Below are 21,436 nucleotides of genomic sequence, written 5' to 3'. Positions count from 1 at the left end.
CCGGCCGCGCGGCGTCCTATCCTGCAGCCTCCCGGTGGCGGCATGTGCGAGGACGCGATGGATCCGGCATTCGATTTCGTCGCGGAAGTCAGCGCCGCGGTCGCCGCGCCGCTCGTCATCGGCAAGGGCGCCACGGGCGAGAGGCGGATCGTACCGATCCTCGGCGGCCGCATCATCGGCCCGCGGCTCGAAGGCGAGATCCTTCCCGGCGGCGCGGACTACCAGTTGATCCGCGCGGATGGCGTGGCGGAGATCGAGGCGCGCTACACGCTGAAGCTGACCGACGGCGCGCTGGTCTATGTCGTCAACCGCGGCCTGCGCCACGCCTCACCGGAGGACATGGCGAAGCTGTTGCGCGGCGAGACGGTGCCGCCCGAGCGCGTCTATTTCCGCACCACACCCAGCTTCGAGACAGCATCCCCCGCCCATGCCTGGCTGACGCGCAGCCTGTTCCTCGGCCTGGGCGAGCGGCAGCCCGACAGCGTGCGCGTGCGCATCTTCGCGCTCTGAACCGCGCGGCTACTCGATCGCGCGGAAGCCGGTCTGGCGCACCACCTCGGCCCAGCGCCGCGTATCCGCCTGGATCTGCGCGCCGAAGGCGGCGCGGTCCTGCGGCGCCAGGCGGAAGCCGGCCTCCTCCAGCCGCGTCCGCGTCGTCGGGTTGGCGATGGCGCGCAGGATCGCCGCCTCCAGCGTCGCCAGCACCGGTGCCGGCGTGGCGGCCGGCGCGGTCACGCCGAACCAGGCCTCGAATTCCAGGCCGGGATGGCCGAGCTCCGCCATCGTGGGTACCTGCGGCAGCAAGGGCGAGCGCACCGGGCCGGTGGTGGCCAGCGCACGCAGCGTACCCGCGCGCACCTGCGGCGCGACCAGCGCGACGGAGCCGAACATGCCCTGCACGTCGCCCTTCAGGATGGCCGTCATGCCCTCGCCGGTGGCACGGAAGTGCACGGATTCCTGCGGAAATCCCGCCTGCTGCGCGAGCATGACCGCCCCGAAATGGCCGAGCGTGCCGGCGCCGAAGGTGCCCATGAACACCTGCGGCTGCCGCTTCGCCCAGGCGATGTAGCCGGCTAGGTCCGTCACCGGCAGCGAGGCCGGCACGACGAAGCCGAAATCCGCCGTGACGACGCGCGCGACCGGCGCAAGCTGCCGCGGATCGTAGCTGAGCCGCGCATAGGTGCTCGGCGCCATCGAGAGCTGGCCGATCTCGCTGAACAGCAGCGTGTAGCCATCCGCCGGCGCGCGGACACCTTCCTGTGCGGCGATGTGGCCAGCGGCGCCCGGCCGGTTTTCCACCACCATCCCCCCGGGCCAGGCTTCGCGCAGCCCCTCTGCGAGCAGCCGCGCGACGAGATCGGGGCCGGTGCCGGGCGGAAAGCCGACCAGCAGGCGGACGGGACGATCGGGGAAGGCAAGCGCGGCGCGCGCGAAAGGCAGCACCAGCGTTGCGCCCAGCAGGGCGCGGCGAGTGGCATTCATCGGACGTTCTCCCGTGATCGTTATGCTGCATAACGATCACGGATTCAAGCGGCTTCACGCCGCGCCGCGCACCACCTGCACCGGATCGAGCCGGCTGGCGCGGCGCGCCGGGATCACCGCGGCGATCCCCGCGGCGAAGACCGCGAACAGCGTGGCCGCGACATAGACTCGCCAGTCGCGCGCCAGGATGAAGCGGTCGTTGCCGGCCGGCGTCTCCAGCCCGAAGCGCACCTGGCCCAACGCCTCCACCATCAGTGCGCCGAGCAGGCAGCCCGCGGCGGCGCCGAGCAGCCCGGCGATGATCCCCTGCACCAGGAACAGGCGCTGGATGTCGCCTTCCGTGAAGCCGAGCGACTTCAGGATGGCGATGTCGCGCGTCTTCTCGAACACCACGGTCGAGATGATGTTGTAGATGCCGAAGGCGGCGACCAGCAGGATCGCGCCGACCACCGAATACATGATCGCGTTCTGGATCACGAAGACGGTGAGGATGTTCTGGTTCTGCTCCTCCCAGCTTTCCGTGCGCTCGCCGAAGCGCGCCTCGATCTGGCGCGCCAGCGGCTCCGCCCGCGTCACGTCGGCCAGGCGCAGCAGGATCTGGTTCACCACGTTCGGGCGGTCCTGCAGCACCTGGCTCACCTTCAGCAGCGCGAAGCCGTTCGCCTGGTCCACCTGCTGGATGCCCGTGCGGAACAGCCCGACCACCTTCATCGACAGCGTGACCCCGGCGGGCGAGACTGCCGTGATGGTGTCGCCCATCTGCACGCCGAGCTTGAAGGCCAGGCCTTCGCCGATGACGATGCCGTTCGCGGTACTTCGCAGATCCTCGAGCCGCCCCGCCGTCATGTCCTTTTCGATGTTGGAGACGCGGACATGGCGCGCCGGATCGATCCCGGTGATCACCGCCGACACGTCGCGCGAGCCGTAGCGCAGCAGCGCCTGGCCCTGCAGCACGGGCGCCGCGGCGACGCCCTCCATCGCCTCCAGCATCGCCAGCTTGTCGCCGGCGGCGCGGATGCCGCGGATGCGGTCGCGCGGCTTCACGCCGTGCACGAGCACGGCGCCGTCCGTCACCGCGATCTCCGCCGCCTGCGCGGGCGGCTGCCTTGTCTCGTCCTTGATCGTGATGTGCGGCGCGACGTCGATGATCTGGTTGATGAAATAGGTCTGGAAGCCGCGCATCAGGGCGGCGATGGCGATGAAGAACGCCACGCCGAGCGCGACGCCGGAAACCGAGACGATGGTCTGCCGCCGGCGCCGTCGCAGCATCCCGCGGGCGAGTTCCAGGATCAGCCTCATCGCCGCAGCCTCATCGCCGCAGCCTGATCGCCTGCCCGTCGGACAGGCCCGTCGGCGGATCGAGCACCACCGCCTGCCCGGCCGAGAGCCCGCGGTTGATTTCCGTGGCGCGGGGCCCCTGCACGCCGACCTCGACCTCGCGGCGGTGCACGCGCTCCTTTTCCACCAGCCAGACGATACCGCTGCGCGTCGTGCCGGGGCGGGGCGGCGGCGGCGCGGCAGCAGCGCCGCGCCCGCCACCGGGAAGGACCAGGGCGGCAGGCGGCACCAGCACGGCATCCGGCGTCTCGCGCAGCACGATATTCGCCTCCACCGTCATGCCGATCAGCAGCGGCGTATCATCCGGCAGCGAGAGCCGGACCCGATAGGCCTTGCGCGTGGTGTCGCCCTTGGGCGTGATCTGGGTGACCTCGGCGGTCAGCACGCGGCCGGGAAAGGCGTCGGCGCGCAGCAGCACGCGCTGGCCGGGCTGGATGCGCGCGATATCCTCCTCATCCACTTCCGCCGTGACGCGCAACGGCTTCGGCTCCCCGATCCAGAACAGGGAGGCCGGCGTGTCCACCACCTCCCCCACCTCGGCGTCGCGGCGCAGCACCAGGCCGTCGGTCGGGGCACGGACCACGAAATCCTCCAGCCGCTGCACCAGCGCATCCGCAGCGGCGCGGGCGGCGCGGGCGTCGCGCTCGGCGCGTTCCAGCGTGGTGCGCGCGGCGATGTCACGGGCGACGAGGGTGCGGGTGCGGTTGAAGTCGTCCTCGGCGAAGCGGGCGCGCGCCTCGGCCTCGTCCGCGAGCAGCCGGGCCTGACGGTCATCCAGCCGTGCAAGCGGCTGTCCTTCGCTGACGCGGTCGCCTTCCTGCACCAGCACCGCGGTGATCCGGGCGCGGGTGGCCGGGCCGACGCGGGCCCAATGCACCGGTTCGACCGAGCCGGTGGCATAGACGGCTTCCAGCGCGGGGCCGGTGGTGGCGATGGCGATCGCCACCCGCGGCGGCAGCGCGCGCCACGCCCACCAGGCCCCCGCGCCCAGGGCCACGAGGGCGAGGAGGAGCAGGGTGCGGCGCAGCATGTCGGATGGAAGGGTAGCATTTTACGTGCGGCGGGGGAGGCTGGCGCGCCGGAGGTTGCCCGCCGCGCCCGGGGCCGCTATAGCGCCGCGCGGGGTCGGGCCGACATAGCTCAGCGGTAGAGCAACTGATTCGTAATCAGTAGGTCCCCGGTTCAAATCCGGGTGTCGGCACCATCACTTAGCGAAGTTGTCCACAGGCCAAAATTGCGGCGTGGAGCCGCGTTCGCGCACGCTGACTGAGGCCAGCCTTCGCAGTTCGGATCCGCCTGTTGATGGCGATCATCGGATCCGGCTTTTTCCTCGGGCATCCGCAGCGCCGTACGCAGGGCATTGGCGCGGCCGGCAGCCGAACGAGCGGTCTTCGCGGGGCCCAACCGCTGGATGCGCATCCCGCTGCTCAACGGCGCCGAACTGCGCGGGCTGCGTGAGATTCGCGTCGCGCTGGAGGGCTTGGCCACCGAGCGCGCCGCCGCCCACGCCACCCCCGCGGGGATGCCGGCGCTGGTGCAGTTGATCGAGGGGCTCTGACTCCGCAGCGGCCCCCATGTGGGCCTGCTGTTCCGCGGCCACGCGCAGCAGCAGCGCGGCAGCCCGCGATCCGCGACGTTGCGGGCGCTTTCGGGCGGCGATGGCCCCTCGGCCCGCAGGAGCATGGAAGCGGATATCGGCAACGCCCTCGACTGGGTGATCGGGTTGGCGGAAGGCGACATGGATGCGCGCGCGGTCTGACTGCGGCAGCAGGTCCACCCCTTCGCGGCTCATGGCGATGGCAGGCGCACGCATGGCCCACCACCCGCCGCTGGCGACGAGATCCGAAATTCGTCAGCCAGCACTCGTGCGAAGATCGGCCTCGGCATTGGCGCATGTCATCACCGCATCGGCCGGCAGATCCGTGATGAAGCTGTGCGCCGGGGCATGGGTGATCATCAGTTCGGGCCGCGCGGCCTCGGCGGCGGCCTGGGGCGTCACGCCGCAGGCCCAGAAGACCGGCACCATGCCAGTGGGCAGCGGCGGCACCGGGCCGCCGAACAGCGGCGCGGCAAGATCGGCGCCGATCGCCGCAGGGTCGCCGAGATGGATCGGCGTGCCGTGATTGTGCGGAAAGCGCGCCGTCACCTCCACCGCGCGGATCACCTGCGCCGGTGTGAGCCAGCGCATGGTGGCGACGAGCGGGCCGCGGAACGGACCGGCGGGCTCCGTCGGCAGCGTCGTGTTCACCACCCAGCGATGCCGGTCCGTCGGCACGCCCGCGCGTTCCAGCGCGCCGTCGAAGGTGATGCCGGAGCCGATCAGCACGAGCACGAGATCGTCGCGCCACAGATCGCCGATCTCCGTGCGGTCCGCCTGGCGCACGCCGTCGCGCCAGATGGCGTAGCGCGCGACGTCGGTGCGGATGTCGGCGCCGGGCGCCAGGCGGCGCGGCACGGGGTCACCGGGATCGCCGATCTCCATCACCGGGCAGGCGCGCTGGTTTCGCTGGCAATAGACGAGAAAGTCATAGGTCCAGGCCTTCGGCAGGATCACCAGATTGCACTGGACATAGCCCATCGCGAGGCCGCGGCTGGTGCCGGTGATCTCGCCGGCGCGGATCAGCGCGCGGATGCGCTGCGGCTCGATCATGGCGTCTGTTGCCGCGCCATCAGCGCGTGCAGCGTGCCCTGCATGACGCGGTCCCGCGTGGCGGCATCCAGCCCCAGCGCATCAAGCCCCGCCAGCGTCTCCCGCACCAGATACGCGCCGCCTTCGGCGTCGAAGGGGAAGTCGCTGGCGAACATCACCCGCTTGGCGCCGAAGAAATCCAGGCCGCAGCGCATCGCCCCGACCTCGCCGGAGAGCGCGGTGTCGGCGTGGAACTCGCGGAAATACTCGATCGGCGCGCGGAGCAGCCCTGGGCCGAGCAGCGACGAGTCGCCCGAAGGCGTCCGGCTGCCCATGTCCTTGCCCCAGCCCTGTCGGATGCGCCCGGCGAAGTAGGGGATCATCGCCCCCATGTGGTGGGTGACGACGCGCAGCCCCGGATGCCGGTCGAACAGGCCGGAGAAGACCAGTCGCGCCATCGCCGCGCTGCTGTCATAGGGCCAGCCGAAGCACCACCAGATCTCGTGCTTCGAGGCGCTCTCGCTGCGATAGTCCGGCAAATCCGGTCCGCGCACGGGATGGAGCCAGATCGCCCAGCCGAGCGCCGCGACGGCGTCGAACACCGGCGCGAAATCCGGCTCGTCCAGCGGTCGGCCCAGGATGTGTGTGGGGATCTGCACGCCGCAGGCGCCAAGTGAGGCGGAACGCTGCGCTTCCTCGATGGCTGCCGCGGGATCGAGCAGCGAGAGGCTGGCGGTCCAGCCGACGAAGCGATCCGGATGGCGCGCTGCGATCTCCGCCAGCCCGTCATTGGCGATGCGCGCGGCCTCCGCTGCTTCCCCCGGCGGCACCAGTTCCTCGATCGGCGGCATGGAAAGCGTGAGCAGTTGCCGATAGGGCGCGAAGCGATCCATGAGGCGGAAGCGCGCATCCAGGTCGAACAGCGTGGTCATCGTCAGCCAGCGCTTCAGCCGGCCGGTCTCGGAATGATAGCGCCGGAGCCGCGCGAGATAGGCTGGCGGCAGGATATGGGTCCATCCGTCGATGCGGTCCGTCATGCGCCCTCGTCCAGGGTCACTTCGTAGATCTGCGCATGGCCCGTGCGGTCGGAGGTGAACACCACGCGCGTGCCGTCCGGCGAGAAGCGCGGATGCGGATGCGTATGCTGCGCCGCCTCGACCGCCACGGGTCCGTCATTGTACGGAAACGGCCCGCCCCAATGCGCGCCCTGCGAGGATGCCTCGGACACGCAGAGGAAGCGCGCTTCGCCATCGCCCGCAACCGGCAGCAGGTGCAATCCGCGATCGGGGAAGGTGGTGTCGCACACGATCCGTTCGCCGCTGGCATCGGCCACGGCATGCCACGCCGGGAAGCGCGTAATCCAGCGCGTAGCGCCGCTGTCGGCATGCACCGCCTGCATGCCGCGCGGCCAGTCCACGAAGGCGATCTCGCGCCGGCCGGGGATCCAGGTCTCATGGGTGATCCACTGCATCCGGTCCTCCCGCGCATAGGCCCGCCGGTTGCGCGCGCCGCTGCGGTCGGTGACCCAGACGCGGTCGGTCATCGGCCCGGCATAGAGGATCAGGTCCTCGTCATCGGGGCAGAATTGCGGGTGGCCGATGGTGTCGCGCTCCAGGAAGACGCGCGTCTCGCCGGATTGCGTGTCGATCAGCACGAAGCGCGAGACGGCGCCGGCGCGCACCGGCACCGCCCACCACCGCCCGCTGGCGGAGAGCGCGGTGGTGCCCATGGCGGCGCCGACCATGCCCTTCTCCCGCATCTCCACCGCGCCGAAGGAGGCGAGTTCCTCCTCCGCGAAGGTTTCGAAGTTCACGCGGAAGGCGGCGGTGCCGGCGGTGTAGTAGGCGAAGCGGCCGCAGGGGGAGGGATGCAGCGACCAGGCGGCGAGGTCAGCGCGGTCCGTGGCCTGCACCAGCCTTCCCGTCGCGCGGTCCTCGAAGAGGATCTGCGGCGCGCCGCTGCGATGGGAGACGAAGACCAGCTTCGTCATCGCGCGGTCCCAGGCGGGTACGAAGAAGAAGGGATGATGATGGATCGAGGGATGATCCGTCACCTGGCGGATCACCCGCCTGCTTCGCGGATCGCGGAAGCGCCGCGCCTCCGCCGGCCAGATGCGGCCGCGCCCGCTCATGGCGCGTTGCCGGCGCGGCGCGCCGTGGGCAGGCCCAGCACGAAGCCGGGAAAGCGCCAGGACAGCAGGAGGAAGGTCGCGGCCGCGCCATTGGCCAGCCACCATGGCAAGGACATCGTGGGATAGATGATCGCGCAGAACCCGCAGGCCAGCAGCAGCACGCGCTCCGGCCAGGACAGCACGCGCGTGGCATAGCCCACGACGCCGGCCGCCCAGACGCCGGTCGAGAGCAGCAGCCCCGCGCTGGCCAGCAGCACCTGCCACAGGCTGCCCTGCGCCAGCAGCGCGGGATCGGCGATGAAGCCGAGGGGGATCAGGAAACACACGAAGCTCATCTGGAAGGCGCGCAGGCTGGTCGCCATGATCGGCGATCGCGCCAGCCCCGCAGCGGCATAGGAGGCCAGCGCCACCGGTGGCGTCACCATGGACAGCACGCAGTAGTACATGACGAAGAAATGCGCCCCGAGCGGTGGCACGCCGAAATTCTGCACCGCCGGCACGAAGAGGATGGCGCCGATGATGTAGGCGGCGACGGTCGGCAGGCCCATGCCCATGATGATGCAGCCGAGGATCACCAGCAGCAGCGCACCGCCCAGCGTATCGCCGCCCGCGCTCATCAGCCCCGCGGCGAATTTCAGGGCCAGGTTCGACTGGATGGCGACGGCGATGACGATGCCGACCGCGCCGATCGGCACCGCGATCTCGGCGGCCTGGCGCGCCACGTCGCGCACGATCTTCGGCGCGTCGAGCAGCGTGCGCCAGCCAGCCGGCCCGAAGGGCGCGATGAGGAAGCAGGACAGCGTGGAGTACATTGCGGCACTCGGCGCCGACCAGCCGGCCGCGAGCGCGCCGATGAGCACGAACAGCGGCGCGAGCAGCACGAGCCGCGGCAACACCGCGGGAATGGCCTCGATCGTCGCGCGGTCGATGGTGCCGAGGCCGGTGCGGCACGCGTGCAGATGGGCGCCGATGAACAGCGCCGCATAGAAGCCGAGCGCCGGCAGCAGCCCGGCCAGCGCGACCTGCGCATAGGGGATCACCAGCAGCTCCGCCATGACAAAGGCCGCGACGCCCATGATGGGCGGCATCAGCTGCCCGCCGGTGGAGGCGATCGCCTCCGTCGCCGCGGCGCGCTCGGCCGTGATGCCGGCGCGGCGCATCAGCGGGATGGTGAAGACGCCAGTTGCGGTGACGTTGGCCACCGCGCTGCCGGAGATCGTGCCCATCAGCGAGGAGCCGACGATCGCGACCTTCGCCGAGCCGCCGCGCGCCGTGCCGACCAGCCGCGTCGCGAGGTCCACGAAGAGAGACCCGCCGCCGACCGCCGAATACACCACGCCGAAGGCGACGAAGTAGAAGACGAAGCCCACCGATGTCTCGGTGGTGACGCCGAGGATGCCGCTGGTGGACATCGTCAGGATCTCGATCGCCTCCGGCAGCGCAAAGCCGCGGAAGCCGGCCTCGCCCGGCAGCACGAAGCCGAACATGCCGTAGGCCAGGAAGGCGAGGATGACGGCCACCAGGATCCCGCCCACCGCACGCCGCACGCCCTCGATCAGCAGCGCGACGAACAGCACGCCGATCGCGATGTCCAGCGGGAAGACCGGATCCACCATGTCGATCCGGTTGGCGAGCCGGTCCGCGCTGGCCCAGTAGTACCAACCCACCGCCGCCACGCCCGCAAGGCACAGCGCGTCCAGCCCATGGCGCACCAGGGCCGGGAAGGCCGGCGCCTTCAGCGGCTGGAACAGGAACAGCAGGAACAGCGCGGTGACGAGATGCGCCGGCCGCTCCACCAGCGGCGCCTGCGGCGCGAAGAGGATCCAGTACTGGAAGGCGCAGAAGCCCGCAGCCAGCCAGAATCTCGGATCCAGCACTCCGCGCCGCACCCGTGGTGCCTCAGCTCATCCAGCCGCGTTCGCGGAAGTAGCGCGCGGCGCCGGGATGCAGCGGCACGCCGGTATTCTCCGGCTTCCAGGCATCCTCCGGCTTGAAGGCGTTGAAGGCGGGGTACTCGGCGACGAGCTTATCGCGGTTCTCCACGATCGCCTTCACCACGCGATAGGCAACGTCGTCCGGCAGTGCGGCATTGGCGATCAGCACCGTGCCGAAATCGCCGCTCTTCGTCGGCCCGTCCTGCCCCTGGAACCATTGCGGCAGCATCGCCGGACGAAGCCCGACCTGCGCCAGCGCCTGCAGCGACTTCTCCGACAGGTCAAGGAAGCGGACATCGGCGGTCAGCGCGATCTCCGTGATGGTCGGATGGCCGCGCAGGACCGTGTCGAACAGGATGTCGGCGCGCCCGTCGCGCAGGATGGAGGGGATCTGCGCCACGTCCACCTGGATGATGCTGCCGCCATTGGCGCGCACCTTGTCGCGCGAGAGACCGTGCGCGGCCAGGATGGTGTCCACTGCCGGCGGCACGTTCGAGCCCTGCGGCTTCATGACGATGCGCAGCGGCTTGCCGGAATCCAGCACCTGGTCGAGCGTGGTGAAGTTGTTGCGCTGCAGGAATTCGTTGCGCACCATCGCGCCGATGAAGACCGGGTTCAGCCCGCCGACGAGGGCGCGGATGTTCTGAGCCTTCTGCCCGTTGTAGAGCGCGTCGCCATTCGCCGCGAGCACGGCGGTCTGCACGTTGGACAGCGCAATCTGGGCGGTGCCGCGCTCCACCACCATCGGGTTCGCCACGCCGCCGCCGCGCGGGATGATCTCCACCGTGCGCCCTTCGAGCACCGGCGCGATGACGCGCTGGATGGCGGCGGCGGCGACGTACCAGCCGGAGCCGACCGGCATGGCGCCGATGCGCAGCGTGTCCTGCGCAGCGGCGGGCCGTGCGATGGCAAGGCCCGCGGTGGCAGCCATCAGGCCGCGACGTGTGGTGTTCATGCTGCTTCCTCCCTTTGCTGTCCTGGTCGTCAGGCGGCCGCCTTGCGCCGGCCGGGTCTTGGCTGCGTCGCCGGCGCGACGACCGCGAGGGTGGCGCCGCCCGCGGCGAGCGCGCGGCCGATCTCGGCGGCGGCGGCCATCACGGGGCGCAGCAGGTTGCTGCGGAACTCGGCGGCCGAGGCGCGCGATGACGGCGCGGCGACGCTGACCACCGCGATCGGCTGGCGGTCAGCGTCCAGCACCGGCACGGCCAGCAGGCGCAGGCCCGGCGTGAAGGGGCTCTCGTTCAGCACGAAGCCGTCGCGTCGCGCGGCGGCGAGGCGCCTGGCCAGGGCCGCCGGATCGACCGGCACCATCGGCAGCGCGCCCGGACGCGGCGGCAGCGCCAGGATGCGCGCGACCTCGGCCTTGTCGAGGAAGGCGAGCAGCGCATTGCCGATCGCACTCGTCGCGGCCGGGATGGTGGTGCCGACGCGAATGTCCACGCCGAGCCGCGTGAGGCCCGCGCGCACGCGCTCGACATACAGGATGTCCGCGCCGTCCAGCACGCCGAGGCTCGCGGCTTCGGATGTCTCGCCGACCAGCGAGCGCAGGATCGGCCGCGCGGTGTCGCGCAGGTCGCGCCGCGCGATGGCGGCGAAGCCGAGATCGAGCACCTTCAGTGTCAGGCGGAAGCGGCGCGTCGCCGGATCGCGCGCGAGGTAGCCGGCCTCGGCCAGCGTGGTCAGCATGCGATAGGCGGTGCCGGGATCAAGCTGCGCCGCGGCGGCGGCTTCGGACACGGAGAGCTCCGGCTGCTCGGCGGTGAAGGCCTCGAGCACCGACAGCCCCTTGAGGAGCGATCCCACATGGTTCCGGGCTGCGGTGGCGGCGGATGGACCGCCTGCCTCTGCCTCGCGTGCCAAAGGTTCCCTCGCCTTGCGCCGTGTTCGCGCCGCCTTCGCGTGATTCCGAGGGACTTTCGGAATGCGAAGGATTTTTCGTTCACGGCGATGCTGCGCGCCTTTGCCCTGGTCGGTCAAGCCGTGGATTCGCCCGGCGGACGAGCGCGCGATTGACACCGCGTGAGCCGCCTCGGCATACAGGCAACTCGCCCAGCGTGCGAAGAAACTTTCGCATTCCGAAAATCCGGGCGGCGCGCGGCCAGCCGCGCGGCAAGCGGGAGGGCGCCGGATGCGCGGCAGATCGTGACGTCACCGGGCAGCCTGCGCATCGCCGTGGACATCGGCGGCACCTTCACCGACCTAGCCGCCTTCGACGAGCAGGCCGGCGCGCTGCGCTTCGGCAAGGCGCTCTCCACCCACCACGCCTTGGTCGAAGGCATCGAGCACACGCTGGACGGCGCGGGCGTCGCGCTCCGCGACGGGCGGCTGTTCCTGCACGGCTCGACCATCGCAATCAACACGTTGCTGGAGCGCAGCGGCGCGCGCACCGCGCTGCTGGTGACGGAAGGCTTCCGCGACATCTACGAGATCGGCCGCGTCAACCGCCCCGATGCCTACAACCTGTTCTTCCGTCGGCACGTGCCGCTGGTGCCGCGATCCCGGCGGTTCGAGGTGCAGGAGCGGCTGCTGGCCAGCGGCGCCGTGCACAAGCCGCTGGAGGAGGAGGGGCTGCGCGGCGTGCTGCGCGGGCTGAAGCCGCAGCGCCCCGAATCCGTCGCGATCCTGCTGCTGCATTCCTACCGCAACCCCGCGCATGAGATCCGCGTGAAGCAGATCGTGCAGGAGGAGCTGCCGGGCGTCTTCGTCACGGCGTCCCATGAGCTCAGCCAGGAATACCGCGAGTTCGAGCGCGTCTCGACCGTCGCCGCCAACGCCTATGTCGGCCCGCGCGTTTCGACCTACCTGGGCGAGCTGTCGGATCACCTGGACGCGCGCGGCTTCCGCGGCGCCTTCTACGTCGTGCAGTCCACCGGCGGCCTGTTCCCCGTGGCGCATGCCCGGCGCGACTGTGTGCGCATGCTGGAAAGCGGCCCGGCCGCCGGCGTCATCGGCACCCAGGCGATCTGCGCCCAGCTCGGCCTGCAGGATGCGATCGCCTTCGACATGGGCGGCACCACCGCCAAGGCCGGCGTGATCCATGAAGGCCGCCCGCTGACCACCGGCAGCGCGCTGATCGGCGGCTACGACCAGGCGCTGCCGATCCAGATCCCGATGACCGACATCTTCGAGGTCGGCACCGGCGGCGGCAGCATCGCGCGCCTGGGCCAGGGCAACAGCCTGCGCGTCGGGCCGCAGAGCGCGGGCTCCGATCCGGGCCCCGCCTGCTACGGGCGTGGTGGCACGGAACCCACGGTGACGGACGCGAACCTGCTGCTCGGCCGCCTCGATGCCGAGCACTTCCTCGGCGGCGAGATGCGGCTCGACATCGCGGCGGCGGAGCGCGCGCTGCGCGAGAAAGTGGCGGCGCCGCTCGGCATGGATCCTATGGAAGCGGCCGAGGGCATCCTGCGCATCGCCGTCACCTCCATGTCCTATGCCGTGAAGGCGGTGACGACGGAGCGCGGACTCGATGTCGGCAGCTTCGTCATGGTGGTCTATGGCGGCGCGGGTCCGCTGCATGCCTCCGCCATCGCGCGAGAGATCGGCATCCGTCAGGTGCTGATCCCCTGGTCGCCGGGCTATTTCTCGGCCTATGGGATGCTCTACAGCGATTTGCGCTACGACTTCGTGCGCTCCTGCTTCCGCCGCCTGGCCACGGCCGATTTCGGCGAGATCGAAGGCCTCTATGCGGCGATGGAGCAGGAGGGCCTGGCAGCCATCGAGACCTCCGCCGTGCGTCCAGACAGCATCACCTTCGAACGCGCGGCGGACATGCGCTATGTCGGGCAGGAACACGCCGTGACCGTCGAGCTGCCGCGCGAAGTCTTCGCCGCGCAGGACCGCGAGGCGATCAAGCGCCATTTCGATGCGCAGCACGGCATCCGCTACGGCACCAGCGCGCCCGGCGAGCCTGCGGAACTCGTCAGCCTGCGCGCCACCGTCACCGGTATCATGCGCAAGCCGCCGCGCCATGCGGTGGCGGAAGGCGGCGCCTTGCCGCCGGCGGACGCGCTCAGCCGGCGCAAGCCGGTCTATTTCCGTGACCGCGGCGGCATGGTGGAGACGCCGGTCTATCGGCGGGAAGCGCTCTGCGCCGGCAACTGCATCGAAGGCCCGGCGCTGATCGAGGAACACGCCTCAACCACGCTGCTGCAGCCCGGCGACCGGATGGAGGTGGACAGCGCAGGCAACCTGCGGGTCGCGATCGGGAGCGTCGTGCGATGAACGACACACGAAGCGCGGCAGTGGATGCCGTCACCGTCGAGATCGTCCGCAGGGGCCTGCTGGCGGTAACGGAGGAGATGAAGACCAACCTGATGAGGACCGCCTACAACCTCATCATTTACGAGGCGCTGGACTTCACCGTGGGCCTGTTCACGAAGGAGGGCGAGACGGTCTCCATCGGCCTCGGCCTGCCCATGTTCATCCGCGGCATGGCGGAGACGGTGAAGGCGAAGATCCGCCACTTCGGCTACGAGAACATCCACGAGGGCGACATCCTCGTCACCAACGATGCCTACACCACCGGCAGCCACCTCAACCACTTCACCTTCAGCCTGCCGATCTTCCACGAGGGCGAGCTGATCGGCTTTGCCTGCTGCATGGCGCATTGGCTGGATGTCGGCGGCACGCTCGGCACCGTCACGACGGACATATACTCCGAGGGCATCCAGATCCCTATCGTGAAGTACCGCAGGCGCGGCGAGGTGAACCAGGACCTGGTGGACATCATCGCGATGAATGTCCGCCTGCCCGACAAGGCGCTGGGCGACCTGCGCGCGCAGATCGTCGCGGTGACCACCGGAGAGCGGCGCTACCTGGAGCTGGTGCGCCGCTATGGCTGGACGGCGGTGCGCGAGTCCATCAGCGTGATCATGGACCAGTCGGAGGCACTGGCCCGCGCCAACACCCGCGCCATCCCGGACGGTGTCTATGAGGCGGAGAGCTTCATGGACGATGACGGCGTGGAGGTGGGCGAGCCCGTGCCCATCCGCGTGCGGATCGAGAAGCGCGGCGAGGAGATGACGATCGATCTCTCCGATGTCTCCAAGCAGGTGCGCGGCTTCTACAATTCCGGCGTCACCACCGGCATCGCCTGCGCCCAGGTGGCGTTCAAATGCCTCGCCGCACCCACCGATTATCCGGTGAACGAAGGCAGCTTCCGCGCGCTGAAGGTGATCATGCCGATGGGCACGGTGGTCAGCGCGGAGCGCCCGGCGCCGATGCGCGTCTGGATGACCTATCCGATGACGGTGATCGACACGATCTTCAAGGCACTGGCCGATGCCATCCCCGACCGCGTAGCGGCCGGCCACCATGCCGACCTGGTCTTCCCGAACATCCACGGCATCAATCCGAACGACGGAAAATTCTACATCGTCGGCATCGGGCCGCTCGGCGGCGGCTGGGGCGCGAAGGCGAGCGAGGACGGGATGTCCGCCACCGTCTGCATGAACGATGGCGACACGCATAACGGCCCGAGCGAGCAGCTTGAAGCCAAGTATCCCGTGCTGGTCGAGCGCTACGCGCTGCGCGAGGACAGCGGCGGCGCAGGGCGATGGCGCGGGGGCCTCGGTTGCGAGCAGGTTGTGCAGGCGCTCGCGCCCTTCCAGCTCACCACGCGCATCGACCGCATGCACTGCAAGCCCTGGGGCCTGCATGGCGGCGGCGAGGCGGCGGGCAACGGCATCGGCCTCCGGCGCAACGGCGAATGGCAGACCGAATTCCCGAACGCCAAGGTGTTCAATGTCCGCCTCAAGCCCGGCGATGCCTACATGATGCGCTCCGGCGGCGGCGGCGGCTTCGGCCCGCCGATGGAGCGAGACCCGGATCTCGTCGCGCGCGACGTGCGCGAAGGCTATGTCAGCCGCGAGACGGCGCTCGAGACGTACCGCGTGGTGCTGGACGGCGCCGGCCGCGTGGACGAGGCCGCCACACGCGCGCTGCGGGCGCATAGCGACGTCTCCGCCGCGCGGCCCACGAGCATGGCGGAGGCCAGCGAGGGGCCGCCGCTCGACCTGACGCCCGGCTGATGTCGGCGGGCGCGCCGCCGGATCTGGGCGCGCTGGCGCAGCGGGCGGCGGCGCTGTGGCGGGTCGCCCTGTCGCGGCCGGTGCATCCCGCAGGCTGCACCTGCATGGGGCATTTCCTCATCCCCGCCATGAATGCGCGCGACATGGAGGCCGACATCCTGGACTACATGCGCGGGCGCTATGCGGCGGAGGGGATTGGCGTCCTCGTGGCGCTGCTGGATGCGCGCGCGGCGGGGCGGGAGGCCACCGACATACCGGCGCAGCCCTTCCGTGCCTGGCTGTTGCGCCTGCCCGACGACGGAGCGGATCCCACGGCAGTCGGACGCTTTCTGGCCGACCTGCTCGCCACCCTGGAGTCCTTCGACCGGCCTGCCGGCCCGCAGGGCAGCGGCCTGATCTGCATCTGAGGCCGGTCGGGCGCTCGCGTTGCGCGCCTTGCGGGGCGGGTGAGCGGTCGGCACGGGCTTCCCGACACGGTGAGGCCCGGCCTGCTGTGCGTGTACGCGCTGCGCGCATCGTCGGAGGCGGCGCGTGACACCGTCGCCACGATCGGCGCCGATGCGGTCTCCCCACCAGGACCGCCCCGCAAGGTCAGCAGCGCTGCTCGGGCGCTGCAGGCCGGGTCTGTCGGCCCGGCCTGCACGGTTCCTCCCAGTTCCTGACAAGTCCTCACACCCGCGCACACGCTGTGGTCGTACACCGCTCCCTGACGCTGCTCCGCACCCGCGGCACCAGAGGACCGACCAACGCTCATGGCGCAAAGCATCGGTGGCCCGCGGCCGGACAACCGTCGCACGACGTTGCTCTCGCTGATCTCCTGCAGCGAATGCGGCGTGAGTTTCCTCGCGCTCGGCGCACAACGAACATGCTCGCACGCGTGCTTGCGGCAGGCGCGGCGCAAGCGCATCGAGTCGAAGCATGTCTTGACGACGAAGTCCCGACATCGCGCCGAGCTTGGCTCGACTGCAGGCAAACGCTGAGCAGGGCGACCGGCGTCTTCGGCTCGCTCACCGGGAATGCCAATGTCGGGTGTGTAGCGGGACCATCGCCCGCAGTGGGGCGCCTGCCGCGACACCGGGTCTGGCGACGAGCATCAGCCTGCAGGTCGACCGCGAGACCCTGATGCAGCAGGGGATGGAATGCGAGCGGCGCGCGGCACGATCGAGGCGCGCATGTCCGGCGCTCCGGTGCGCTGAGCGGCTGCTCTCGTCGTCGCCGATGGCGGGGCGATAGCGGCCAGCGATAGCGCCGCAGACCGGCCCGTATGGCGCGCCTTGTCCCACGGCGACCCCAGGATCTCCCCAGGCCCTTGGTCAGGAAGGATGGTGGTGGAGCGGAGGGCAATCTCCGCCACGAAAGCACCCTCCAAATGACCTGGCCAACCAGCACCTCCACCTGCCGGAGCTCGCGGCGAGTTGCCGAGAGACACAGTTCAGGCCGGACCGCTCATCCCTCGCGGCCTTCTCGGATCAGCGTCACCATCGCGGCGTTCAGCCGCGATTCCGGCACCGCGAATTCGTCCAGCACCACGGTAATGTGGTCCGCACCTGCAGGGATGACCAACTCCGCCCGGTTCCCGGCTTCCGCCCAGGCCGCGGCGAAGTCTTGCGACTGCCGGATGAACTCCTCAGCCTCCGCCCCGCCGACCGAGACCAGGAGCGGCGCGCCTCGGCCCACACGGCGCGCGGGACTGCGGCGCTCCGCCTCCTCCGGGGTGAAGCGCAGCGTTGCGTTCTGCGCGCTGCGCCGCACCGGCTCCAGTTCGAACAGGCCGCTGATGGCGCAGCCACCGGCGATGACCAGTTCCGGAACGGCATGCGTCGCCGGCCAGGTGCGTTCCATCAACTCGGCGACAAGGTGGCCTCCTGCCGAGTTGCCTGAGACGAAGATCGCCGAGGGATCGCATCCCAGGGACTCGGCGTGACCATGCAGCCAGGTGACGGCCCGGCGGCAGCTCTCCACGATGTCGTCCAGGCGCACGTCCGGGATAAGAGGATAGTCAAGCACGGCGACAGCGACGCCCTGACCGACGTAGCCCTCGGCCACGAAGGCGAAGCTGCGCGCATCAAGCGAACGCCAGAAGCCGCCATGGATGAAGACGAGAAGGGGCCACGGGCCAGGCGACGAAGAGGGATAGAAGTCCAGCGTCTCGGCCGGGCCTGGTCCGTAACGCAGCCCAGCCCGGTGAGGCAGGGTGGCGCGCGCGCGTTCCGCGGCCTCGGCCCGCCGCGCGAACAGCGCATCGAGGTTGTCGATCGAATCCAGCGTGAATTGCGCGTCGAGCTCCGCCTGTCCGTATTGCCGCCACACCGCCATGTCGGCGCCGCCTTTCGTCTATGGCCGAGGTCAGGCTAGCCTGTCTTCGGCGGGGACGGGAGGTTGAAGGATGCGCATCGTAGCGAGGCTCGCACTGGCTGGCTTGCTGCTCGGCACGGCAACGGCCGTGCGGGCGGCGGACCTCACGATTGGCGTAGAGGTCGCGCCGACCTCGATGGATCCGCATTTCCACAATTTCGGCCCGAACAAGTCCCTGCATGCACATATCTACCAGGCGCTCGTGGGCCGAGCGCCGGATCAGAGCGTGGTGCCGGCGCTGGCAACCGCATGGCGCGCCACCGCGCCGAACGAGTGGGAATTCACGCTGCGCGGCGATGCGCGCTTCCATGACGGCACGCCCTTCACGGCCGAGGACGTCGCGTTCACCTTCCGTCGCGCCCGTGATGTGCGGGGCAGCCCCTCCAGCTACGCGTTCTTCCTTGCGCCCGTGCGCGATGTGCAGGTGCTGGATCCGCAGCGCATCCGCATCACCACCACGGCGACCTTCCCGGACCTGCCGGCCTATGTGAGCCAGATCGGCATCATCTCCGCACGCCTCGGCGCCGATGCGCAGACCGCCGACTACAATGCCGGCCGGGCCGCCGTCGGAACCGGCCCCTATCGCTTCCGCGGCTTCGTGCCGGGCGAGCGCGTGGAGCTCACGCGCAGCACGACCTGGACCGGCGAGCCGGAGCCCTGGGAGAACGTGACCTTCCGCGTCATCGCCCAGCCCGCCGCACGCGTCGCCGCACTGCTCGCCGGTGACGTGGACATGATCGCCAATGTCCCGCCGCAGCAGGTCGCTCGGTTGCGCCAGGATGCGCGGTTCAAGGTGGTGACCGGCGTCTCGCCGCTGCTCGTCACCTTCTTCCCCGACCATAGCGAGCGCGAGGCGCCCTTCGCGACCACCAATGACGGGCGGCCGATGCCGAACCCGTTCCGCGACTCGCGCGTGCGGCGTGCCGTTTTAATCGCGATCGACCGACGCGGCATCGCGGAGCGCGTGATGGACGGGCTGGCGAGCCCGACGGTCCAGTTCATGCCGCCCGGCTATTCCGGGCATCTGGCCGACATCGCGGTGCCGGCGGCCGATGTGGCGGAAGCGCGGCGCCTTCTGGCCGAGGCCGGTTTCCCGGAGGGCTTCCGCCTGACGCTGCATTGCCTGAACAATCGCATCGTCAATGACGAGCAGATCTGCCAGGCGGTGGCGCAGATGCTGGGCCGCATCGGCATCCGCACGACCGTCGATGCGATGCCACAGGCGGTGTTCGTGCCTCGCGCGCAACGCTTCGAGTTCAGCCTGTTCATGCACGGGCTGAGCACCGAGCTGGCCGAGCCCGCCTCCTTGCTGCTGCCCAGCGTCGCGACGATGAACCGCGAGCGCCGGACCGGCGCGATCAACCGCGGGCGCTACTCCAACGCGGAGTTCGACGGGCTGCTCGCACAGGCGCAGACCACGCTCGATCCCGCGGCGCGCGCGGCGCTGATGGACCGCGCGCAGCGCATCCTGATCGAGGAGGTCGCGCTGGTGCCGGTGCACCATCAGGTGAACGCCTGGGCGACACGGGCGACGCTGGTGCAGACGCCGCGGCAGGACGAGTTCACGCTGGCCACCATGGTCCGGCCCGCACGGTGAGCGCGCCCTACCGCGCGCGGGGCTACGCGACGCGTCACGCCGCGGCCGCGACGCATCACCTGGCGGCCCAGGCGGCCGGACGCATCCTGGATGCCGGCGGCAACGCGGTGGATGCGGGCGTCGCGGGCGGCCTCGTGCTGAATGTCGTCCAGGGCGAGTTCTGCCACTTCGCGGGTGTCGCGCCGATCATCGTCTGGCCGCCTGGTGACGCGGCGCCGACGGTGATCGCCGGTGTCGGGCCCTGGCCGCGGCGCGCCGATGCGGAACATTTTCGTCGGGCGCATGGCGGGCGCATCCCGGAGGGCGTGTTGCGCACCGTGGTGCCGGCGGCGCCCGATGCCTGGATCACCGCGCTTGCCCGCTTCGGCACCATGTCCTTCGGCGAGGTGGCGAGCCAGGCGATCGCCTATGCGCGCGAAGGCTTTCGGGCAACGGAGCTGTTCTGCGAGGTGGTGCGCGAGTTCCAGGCCGGCTTCCGCGCCTCCCCCGGCAGCGCCGCCGTGTTCCTGCCGGAAGGTCGCCTGCCGCGGCCCGGCGAGCGGATCCGCATGACGGAGCTCGCCGCAACGCTCAATTTCCTGGTGCAGGAGGAGCGGGCGGCGGCAGCGCGGGGCCGCATGGCGGCGCTGCAGGCGGCGCGCGATGCCTTCTACCGCGGCGATATCGCGGCGCGGATCGCCGCCTTCTACGCGGAGCAGGGCGGCTGGCTGGAGCGCGATGACCTCGCGGCATTCTCGGTGCCGGTGGAGCGAGCCGTCACCACCAGCGCCTTCGGCGCGGAGGTGCATATGTGCAGCGCCTGGTCACAGGGGCCGGTGCTCGGCATGGCGCTGGTGAACGCCGCGCCACTGCTGCCGCCGGGACGCGACCTCTCCGAGCCGGAAGCGGTCCACGCCCTGGCCGAGAGCTTCGCGCTGGCCTTCGCGGATCGGCATGCGAGCTTCGGCGATCCCGACTTCGTCGCGGTGCCGATCGAGCGCCTGCTGGACCCCGCCTATGGCGCGGAACGCGCGAGGCTGGTGCAGGCCGACCGCGCTTTCGGCGACATGCCGCCGCCCGGCGTGGCGCCACCTAAACGGCGCCCTGCCGCAGCCGCGCGCTGGACCGAGCCGGAGCTCGACACCGCGTTCATCTGCGCGGTGGATCGCGACGGCGGCCTGTTCGCCGCGACGCCGAGCGATGGCTGCTTCGCCGGCCCGATGGTGCCGGGAACGGGGCTCTGTCCATCCTCGCGCGGGAGCCAGTCCTGGACCGATCCGTCGCATCCGGCCTGCCTCGGGCCGGGGCGGCGTCCGCGGCTCACCACCTCCCCTGCCATGGCTCGGCTACCGGATGGCCGTCGCATGGCCTTCGGCACGCCAGGCGACGACGTGCAGCCGCAGGCGATGGGCCAGGTGCTGCTGCGGATCGCGCGCGAGGGCATGGCAGCGCAGGACGCGGTGGAAGCGCCACGCTTCGCGACCATGTCCTTCCCGCGCTCGAGCGATCCGCATGAGCATTTCCCGGGCCGGGTCGCGATCGAGGCCCGCTATGGCGAGGCGGTGCTTGGCTGGATGCGGCGCGCGGGCCACCAGGTGGCACCCTGGGCCGCGTGGGATTGGCGCGCGGGGAGCGTGGGCGTCGTCATCACCGATGCGGCCGGCAGCATCGAGGCGGCAGCCGATCCACGCCGACCTTCTGGCGTCAGCGCACGCTAGGGCGGCGGCCAACTGGGACCCAGTGTGGATCGGCGTGCAAAGCGGGCTCTGACTCACGTTCCGTGCCGATGCACCGGCGGCTGCATGGTTGGCGCGCAGGAGGTGCATCCACCTCAAGGGCCCCGCTCTGTCCGGCCCCGATCTTCACGCGGCCATTCCGGTCGGATTGGTGCTCGACGAGGTCGAGATCGTCAGCACGCGCATCGCCATGACCGTGCGAAGCGCCATGCCGGCGCGCTGC

19 protein-coding genes and 1 tRNA gene are annotated in these 21,436 nt (G+C 70.6%); 10 read left to right on the top strand and 10 right to left on the bottom strand.

What is annotated here, in order from left to right; all coding sequences use genetic code 11:
- Window positions 1-57 precede the first annotated feature (57 nt).
- Entirely contained in the window at window positions 58-510 is a 453-nt protein-coding gene (locus tag E4T13_RS17140) for a DUF3237 domain-containing protein (protein ID WP_137179502.1), read from the top strand.
- A 9-nt stretch (window positions 511-519) separates the two neighbouring features.
- Here E4T13_RS17140 and E4T13_RS17135 read toward each other — a convergent pair whose 3' ends face one another.
- From E4T13_RS17135 to E4T13_RS17125, 3 genes are read right to left on the bottom strand one after another with little or no spacing between them, the layout of a single operon-like run.
- Window positions 520-1,482, bottom strand: coding sequence for a tripartite tricarboxylate transporter substrate binding protein (locus tag E4T13_RS17135; protein ID WP_137179501.1), 963 nt, complete (start codon window positions 1,480-1,482; stop codon window positions 520-522).
- 54 nt (window positions 1,483-1,536) lie between these two features.
- Entirely contained in the window at window positions 1,537-2,781 is a 1,245-nt protein-coding gene (locus E4T13_RS17130; RefSeq protein WP_137179500.1) for an ABC transporter permease, read from the bottom strand.
- A gap of 10 nt (window positions 2,782-2,791) precedes the next feature.
- Window positions 2,792-3,850 carry an efflux RND transporter periplasmic adaptor subunit gene (locus E4T13_RS17125; RefSeq protein ID WP_137179499.1) on the bottom strand — a complete coding sequence of 353 codons (1,059 nt, stop codon included), beginning with the start codon at window positions 3,848-3,850 and terminating at the stop codon, window positions 2,792-2,794.
- A gap of 99 nt (window positions 3,851-3,949) precedes the next feature.
- Between E4T13_RS17125 and E4T13_RS17120 the strand changes: the two genes are divergently transcribed.
- The 3 genes from E4T13_RS17120 to E4T13_RS17115 all read left to right on the top strand — a co-directional run bounded on the left by E4T13_RS17120 (window position 3,950) and on the right by E4T13_RS17115 (window position 4,579).
- Window positions 3,950-4,024: transfer RNA gene (locus E4T13_RS17120), tRNA-Thr, on the top strand.
- Window positions 4,025-4,231: 207 nt separating this feature from the next.
- Window positions 4,232-4,378, top strand: coding sequence for a hypothetical protein (locus tag E4T13_RS29930; RefSeq protein ID WP_170985040.1), 147 nt, complete (start codon window positions 4,232-4,234; stop codon window positions 4,376-4,378).
- 18 nt (window positions 4,379-4,396) lie between these two features.
- Window positions 4,397-4,579: a hypothetical protein gene (locus E4T13_RS17115; RefSeq protein WP_137179498.1), complete on the top strand. Its 183-nt coding sequence runs from the start codon at window positions 4,397-4,399 to the stop codon at window positions 4,577-4,579.
- 93 nt (window positions 4,580-4,672) lie between these two features.
- Here E4T13_RS17115 and E4T13_RS17110 read toward each other — a convergent pair whose 3' ends face one another.
- The 6 genes from E4T13_RS17110 to E4T13_RS17085 are packed head-to-tail and all read right to left on the bottom strand — an operon-like array spanning window position 4,673 to window position 11,317.
- Window positions 4,673-5,470, bottom strand: coding sequence for a D-glutamate cyclase family protein (locus tag E4T13_RS17110; protein WP_137179497.1), 798 nt, complete (start codon window positions 5,468-5,470; stop codon window positions 4,673-4,675).
- Entirely contained in the window at window positions 5,467-6,486 is a 1,020-nt protein-coding gene (locus E4T13_RS17105) for an amidohydrolase family protein (protein WP_137179496.1), read from the bottom strand. The genes E4T13_RS17110 and E4T13_RS17105 overlap by 4 nt, the downstream gene beginning before the upstream one ends.
- Window positions 6,483-7,580 carry an oligogalacturonate lyase family protein gene (locus E4T13_RS17100; RefSeq protein ID WP_137179495.1) on the bottom strand — a complete coding sequence of 366 codons (1,098 nt, stop codon included), beginning with the start codon at window positions 7,578-7,580 and terminating at the stop codon, window positions 6,483-6,485. Before E4T13_RS17100 ends, E4T13_RS17105 begins: the two co-directional genes overlap by 4 nt.
- Window positions 7,577-9,457 carry a TRAP transporter fused permease subunit gene (locus E4T13_RS17095; protein WP_170985039.1) on the bottom strand — a complete coding sequence of 627 codons (1,881 nt, stop codon included), beginning with the start codon at window positions 9,455-9,457 and terminating at the stop codon, window positions 7,577-7,579. Before E4T13_RS17095 ends, E4T13_RS17100 begins: the two co-directional genes overlap by 4 nt.
- Window positions 9,458-9,479: 22 nt before the next feature.
- Window positions 9,480-10,469, bottom strand: a complete 990-nt coding sequence (locus tag E4T13_RS17090) for a TAXI family TRAP transporter solute-binding subunit (protein ID WP_137179493.1) — start codon at window positions 10,467-10,469, stop codon at window positions 9,480-9,482.
- A 29-nt stretch (window positions 10,470-10,498) separates the two neighbouring features.
- Window positions 10,499-11,317, bottom strand: a complete 819-nt coding sequence (locus E4T13_RS17085; RefSeq protein ID WP_240791170.1) for an IclR family transcriptional regulator — start codon at window positions 11,315-11,317, stop codon at window positions 10,499-10,501.
- A gap of 339 nt (window positions 11,318-11,656) precedes the next feature.
- Between E4T13_RS17085 and E4T13_RS17080 the strand changes: the two genes are divergently transcribed.
- The 4 genes from E4T13_RS17080 (at window position 11,657) to E4T13_RS17065 (ending at window position 16,526) form a co-directional block, all read left to right on the top strand.
- Window positions 11,657-13,738 carry a hydantoinase/oxoprolinase family protein gene (locus E4T13_RS17080; RefSeq protein WP_206030201.1) on the top strand — a complete coding sequence of 694 codons (2,082 nt, stop codon included), beginning with the start codon at window positions 11,657-11,659 and terminating at the stop codon, window positions 13,736-13,738.
- Window positions 13,735-15,546: a hydantoinase B/oxoprolinase family protein gene (locus E4T13_RS17075; protein ID WP_137179491.1), complete on the top strand. Its 1,812-nt coding sequence runs from the start codon at window positions 13,735-13,737 to the stop codon at window positions 15,544-15,546. Before E4T13_RS17080 ends, E4T13_RS17075 begins: the two co-directional genes overlap by 4 nt.
- Window positions 15,546-15,953 carry a hypothetical protein gene (locus E4T13_RS17070; RefSeq protein WP_137179490.1) on the top strand — a complete coding sequence of 136 codons (408 nt, stop codon included), beginning with the start codon at window positions 15,546-15,548 and terminating at the stop codon, window positions 15,951-15,953. Before E4T13_RS17075 ends, E4T13_RS17070 begins: the two co-directional genes overlap by 1 nt.
- Window positions 15,954-16,298: 345 nt before the next feature.
- Window positions 16,299-16,526, top strand: coding sequence for a hypothetical protein (locus E4T13_RS17065; RefSeq protein ID WP_137179489.1), 228 nt, complete (start codon window positions 16,299-16,301; stop codon window positions 16,524-16,526).
- A 466-nt stretch (window positions 16,527-16,992) separates the two neighbouring features.
- Here the strand turns inward: E4T13_RS17065 and E4T13_RS17060 are convergent, their stop codons facing one another.
- Window positions 16,993-17,862, bottom strand: coding sequence for an alpha/beta hydrolase (locus E4T13_RS17060; RefSeq protein ID WP_137179488.1), 870 nt, complete (start codon window positions 17,860-17,862; stop codon window positions 16,993-16,995).
- Window positions 17,863-17,932: 70 nt separating this feature from the next.
- On the opposite strand from E4T13_RS17060, the gene E4T13_RS17055 reads away from it, so the two are divergent.
- Window positions 17,933-19,498 carry an ABC transporter substrate-binding protein gene (locus E4T13_RS17055; RefSeq protein ID WP_137179487.1) on the top strand — a complete coding sequence of 522 codons (1,566 nt, stop codon included), beginning with the start codon at window positions 17,933-17,935 and terminating at the stop codon, window positions 19,496-19,498.
- A complete protein-coding gene (locus tag E4T13_RS17050) occupies window positions 19,495-21,195 on the top strand; it encodes a gamma-glutamyltransferase family protein (RefSeq protein WP_170985038.1) in 1,701 nt (566 codons plus the stop codon). The genes E4T13_RS17055 and E4T13_RS17050 overlap by 4 nt, the downstream gene beginning before the upstream one ends.
- The last annotated feature ends 241 nt before the right edge of the window (window positions 21,196-21,436 follow it).

Source organism: Roseomonas sp. AR75 (assembly GCF_005222815.1).
Classification (GTDB): Bacteria; Pseudomonadota; Alphaproteobacteria; order Acetobacterales; family Acetobacteraceae; genus Falsiroseomonas.
Note: the sequence above shows the minus strand (reverse complement) of the source record. Positions and strands in the feature narration are given on the sequence as shown.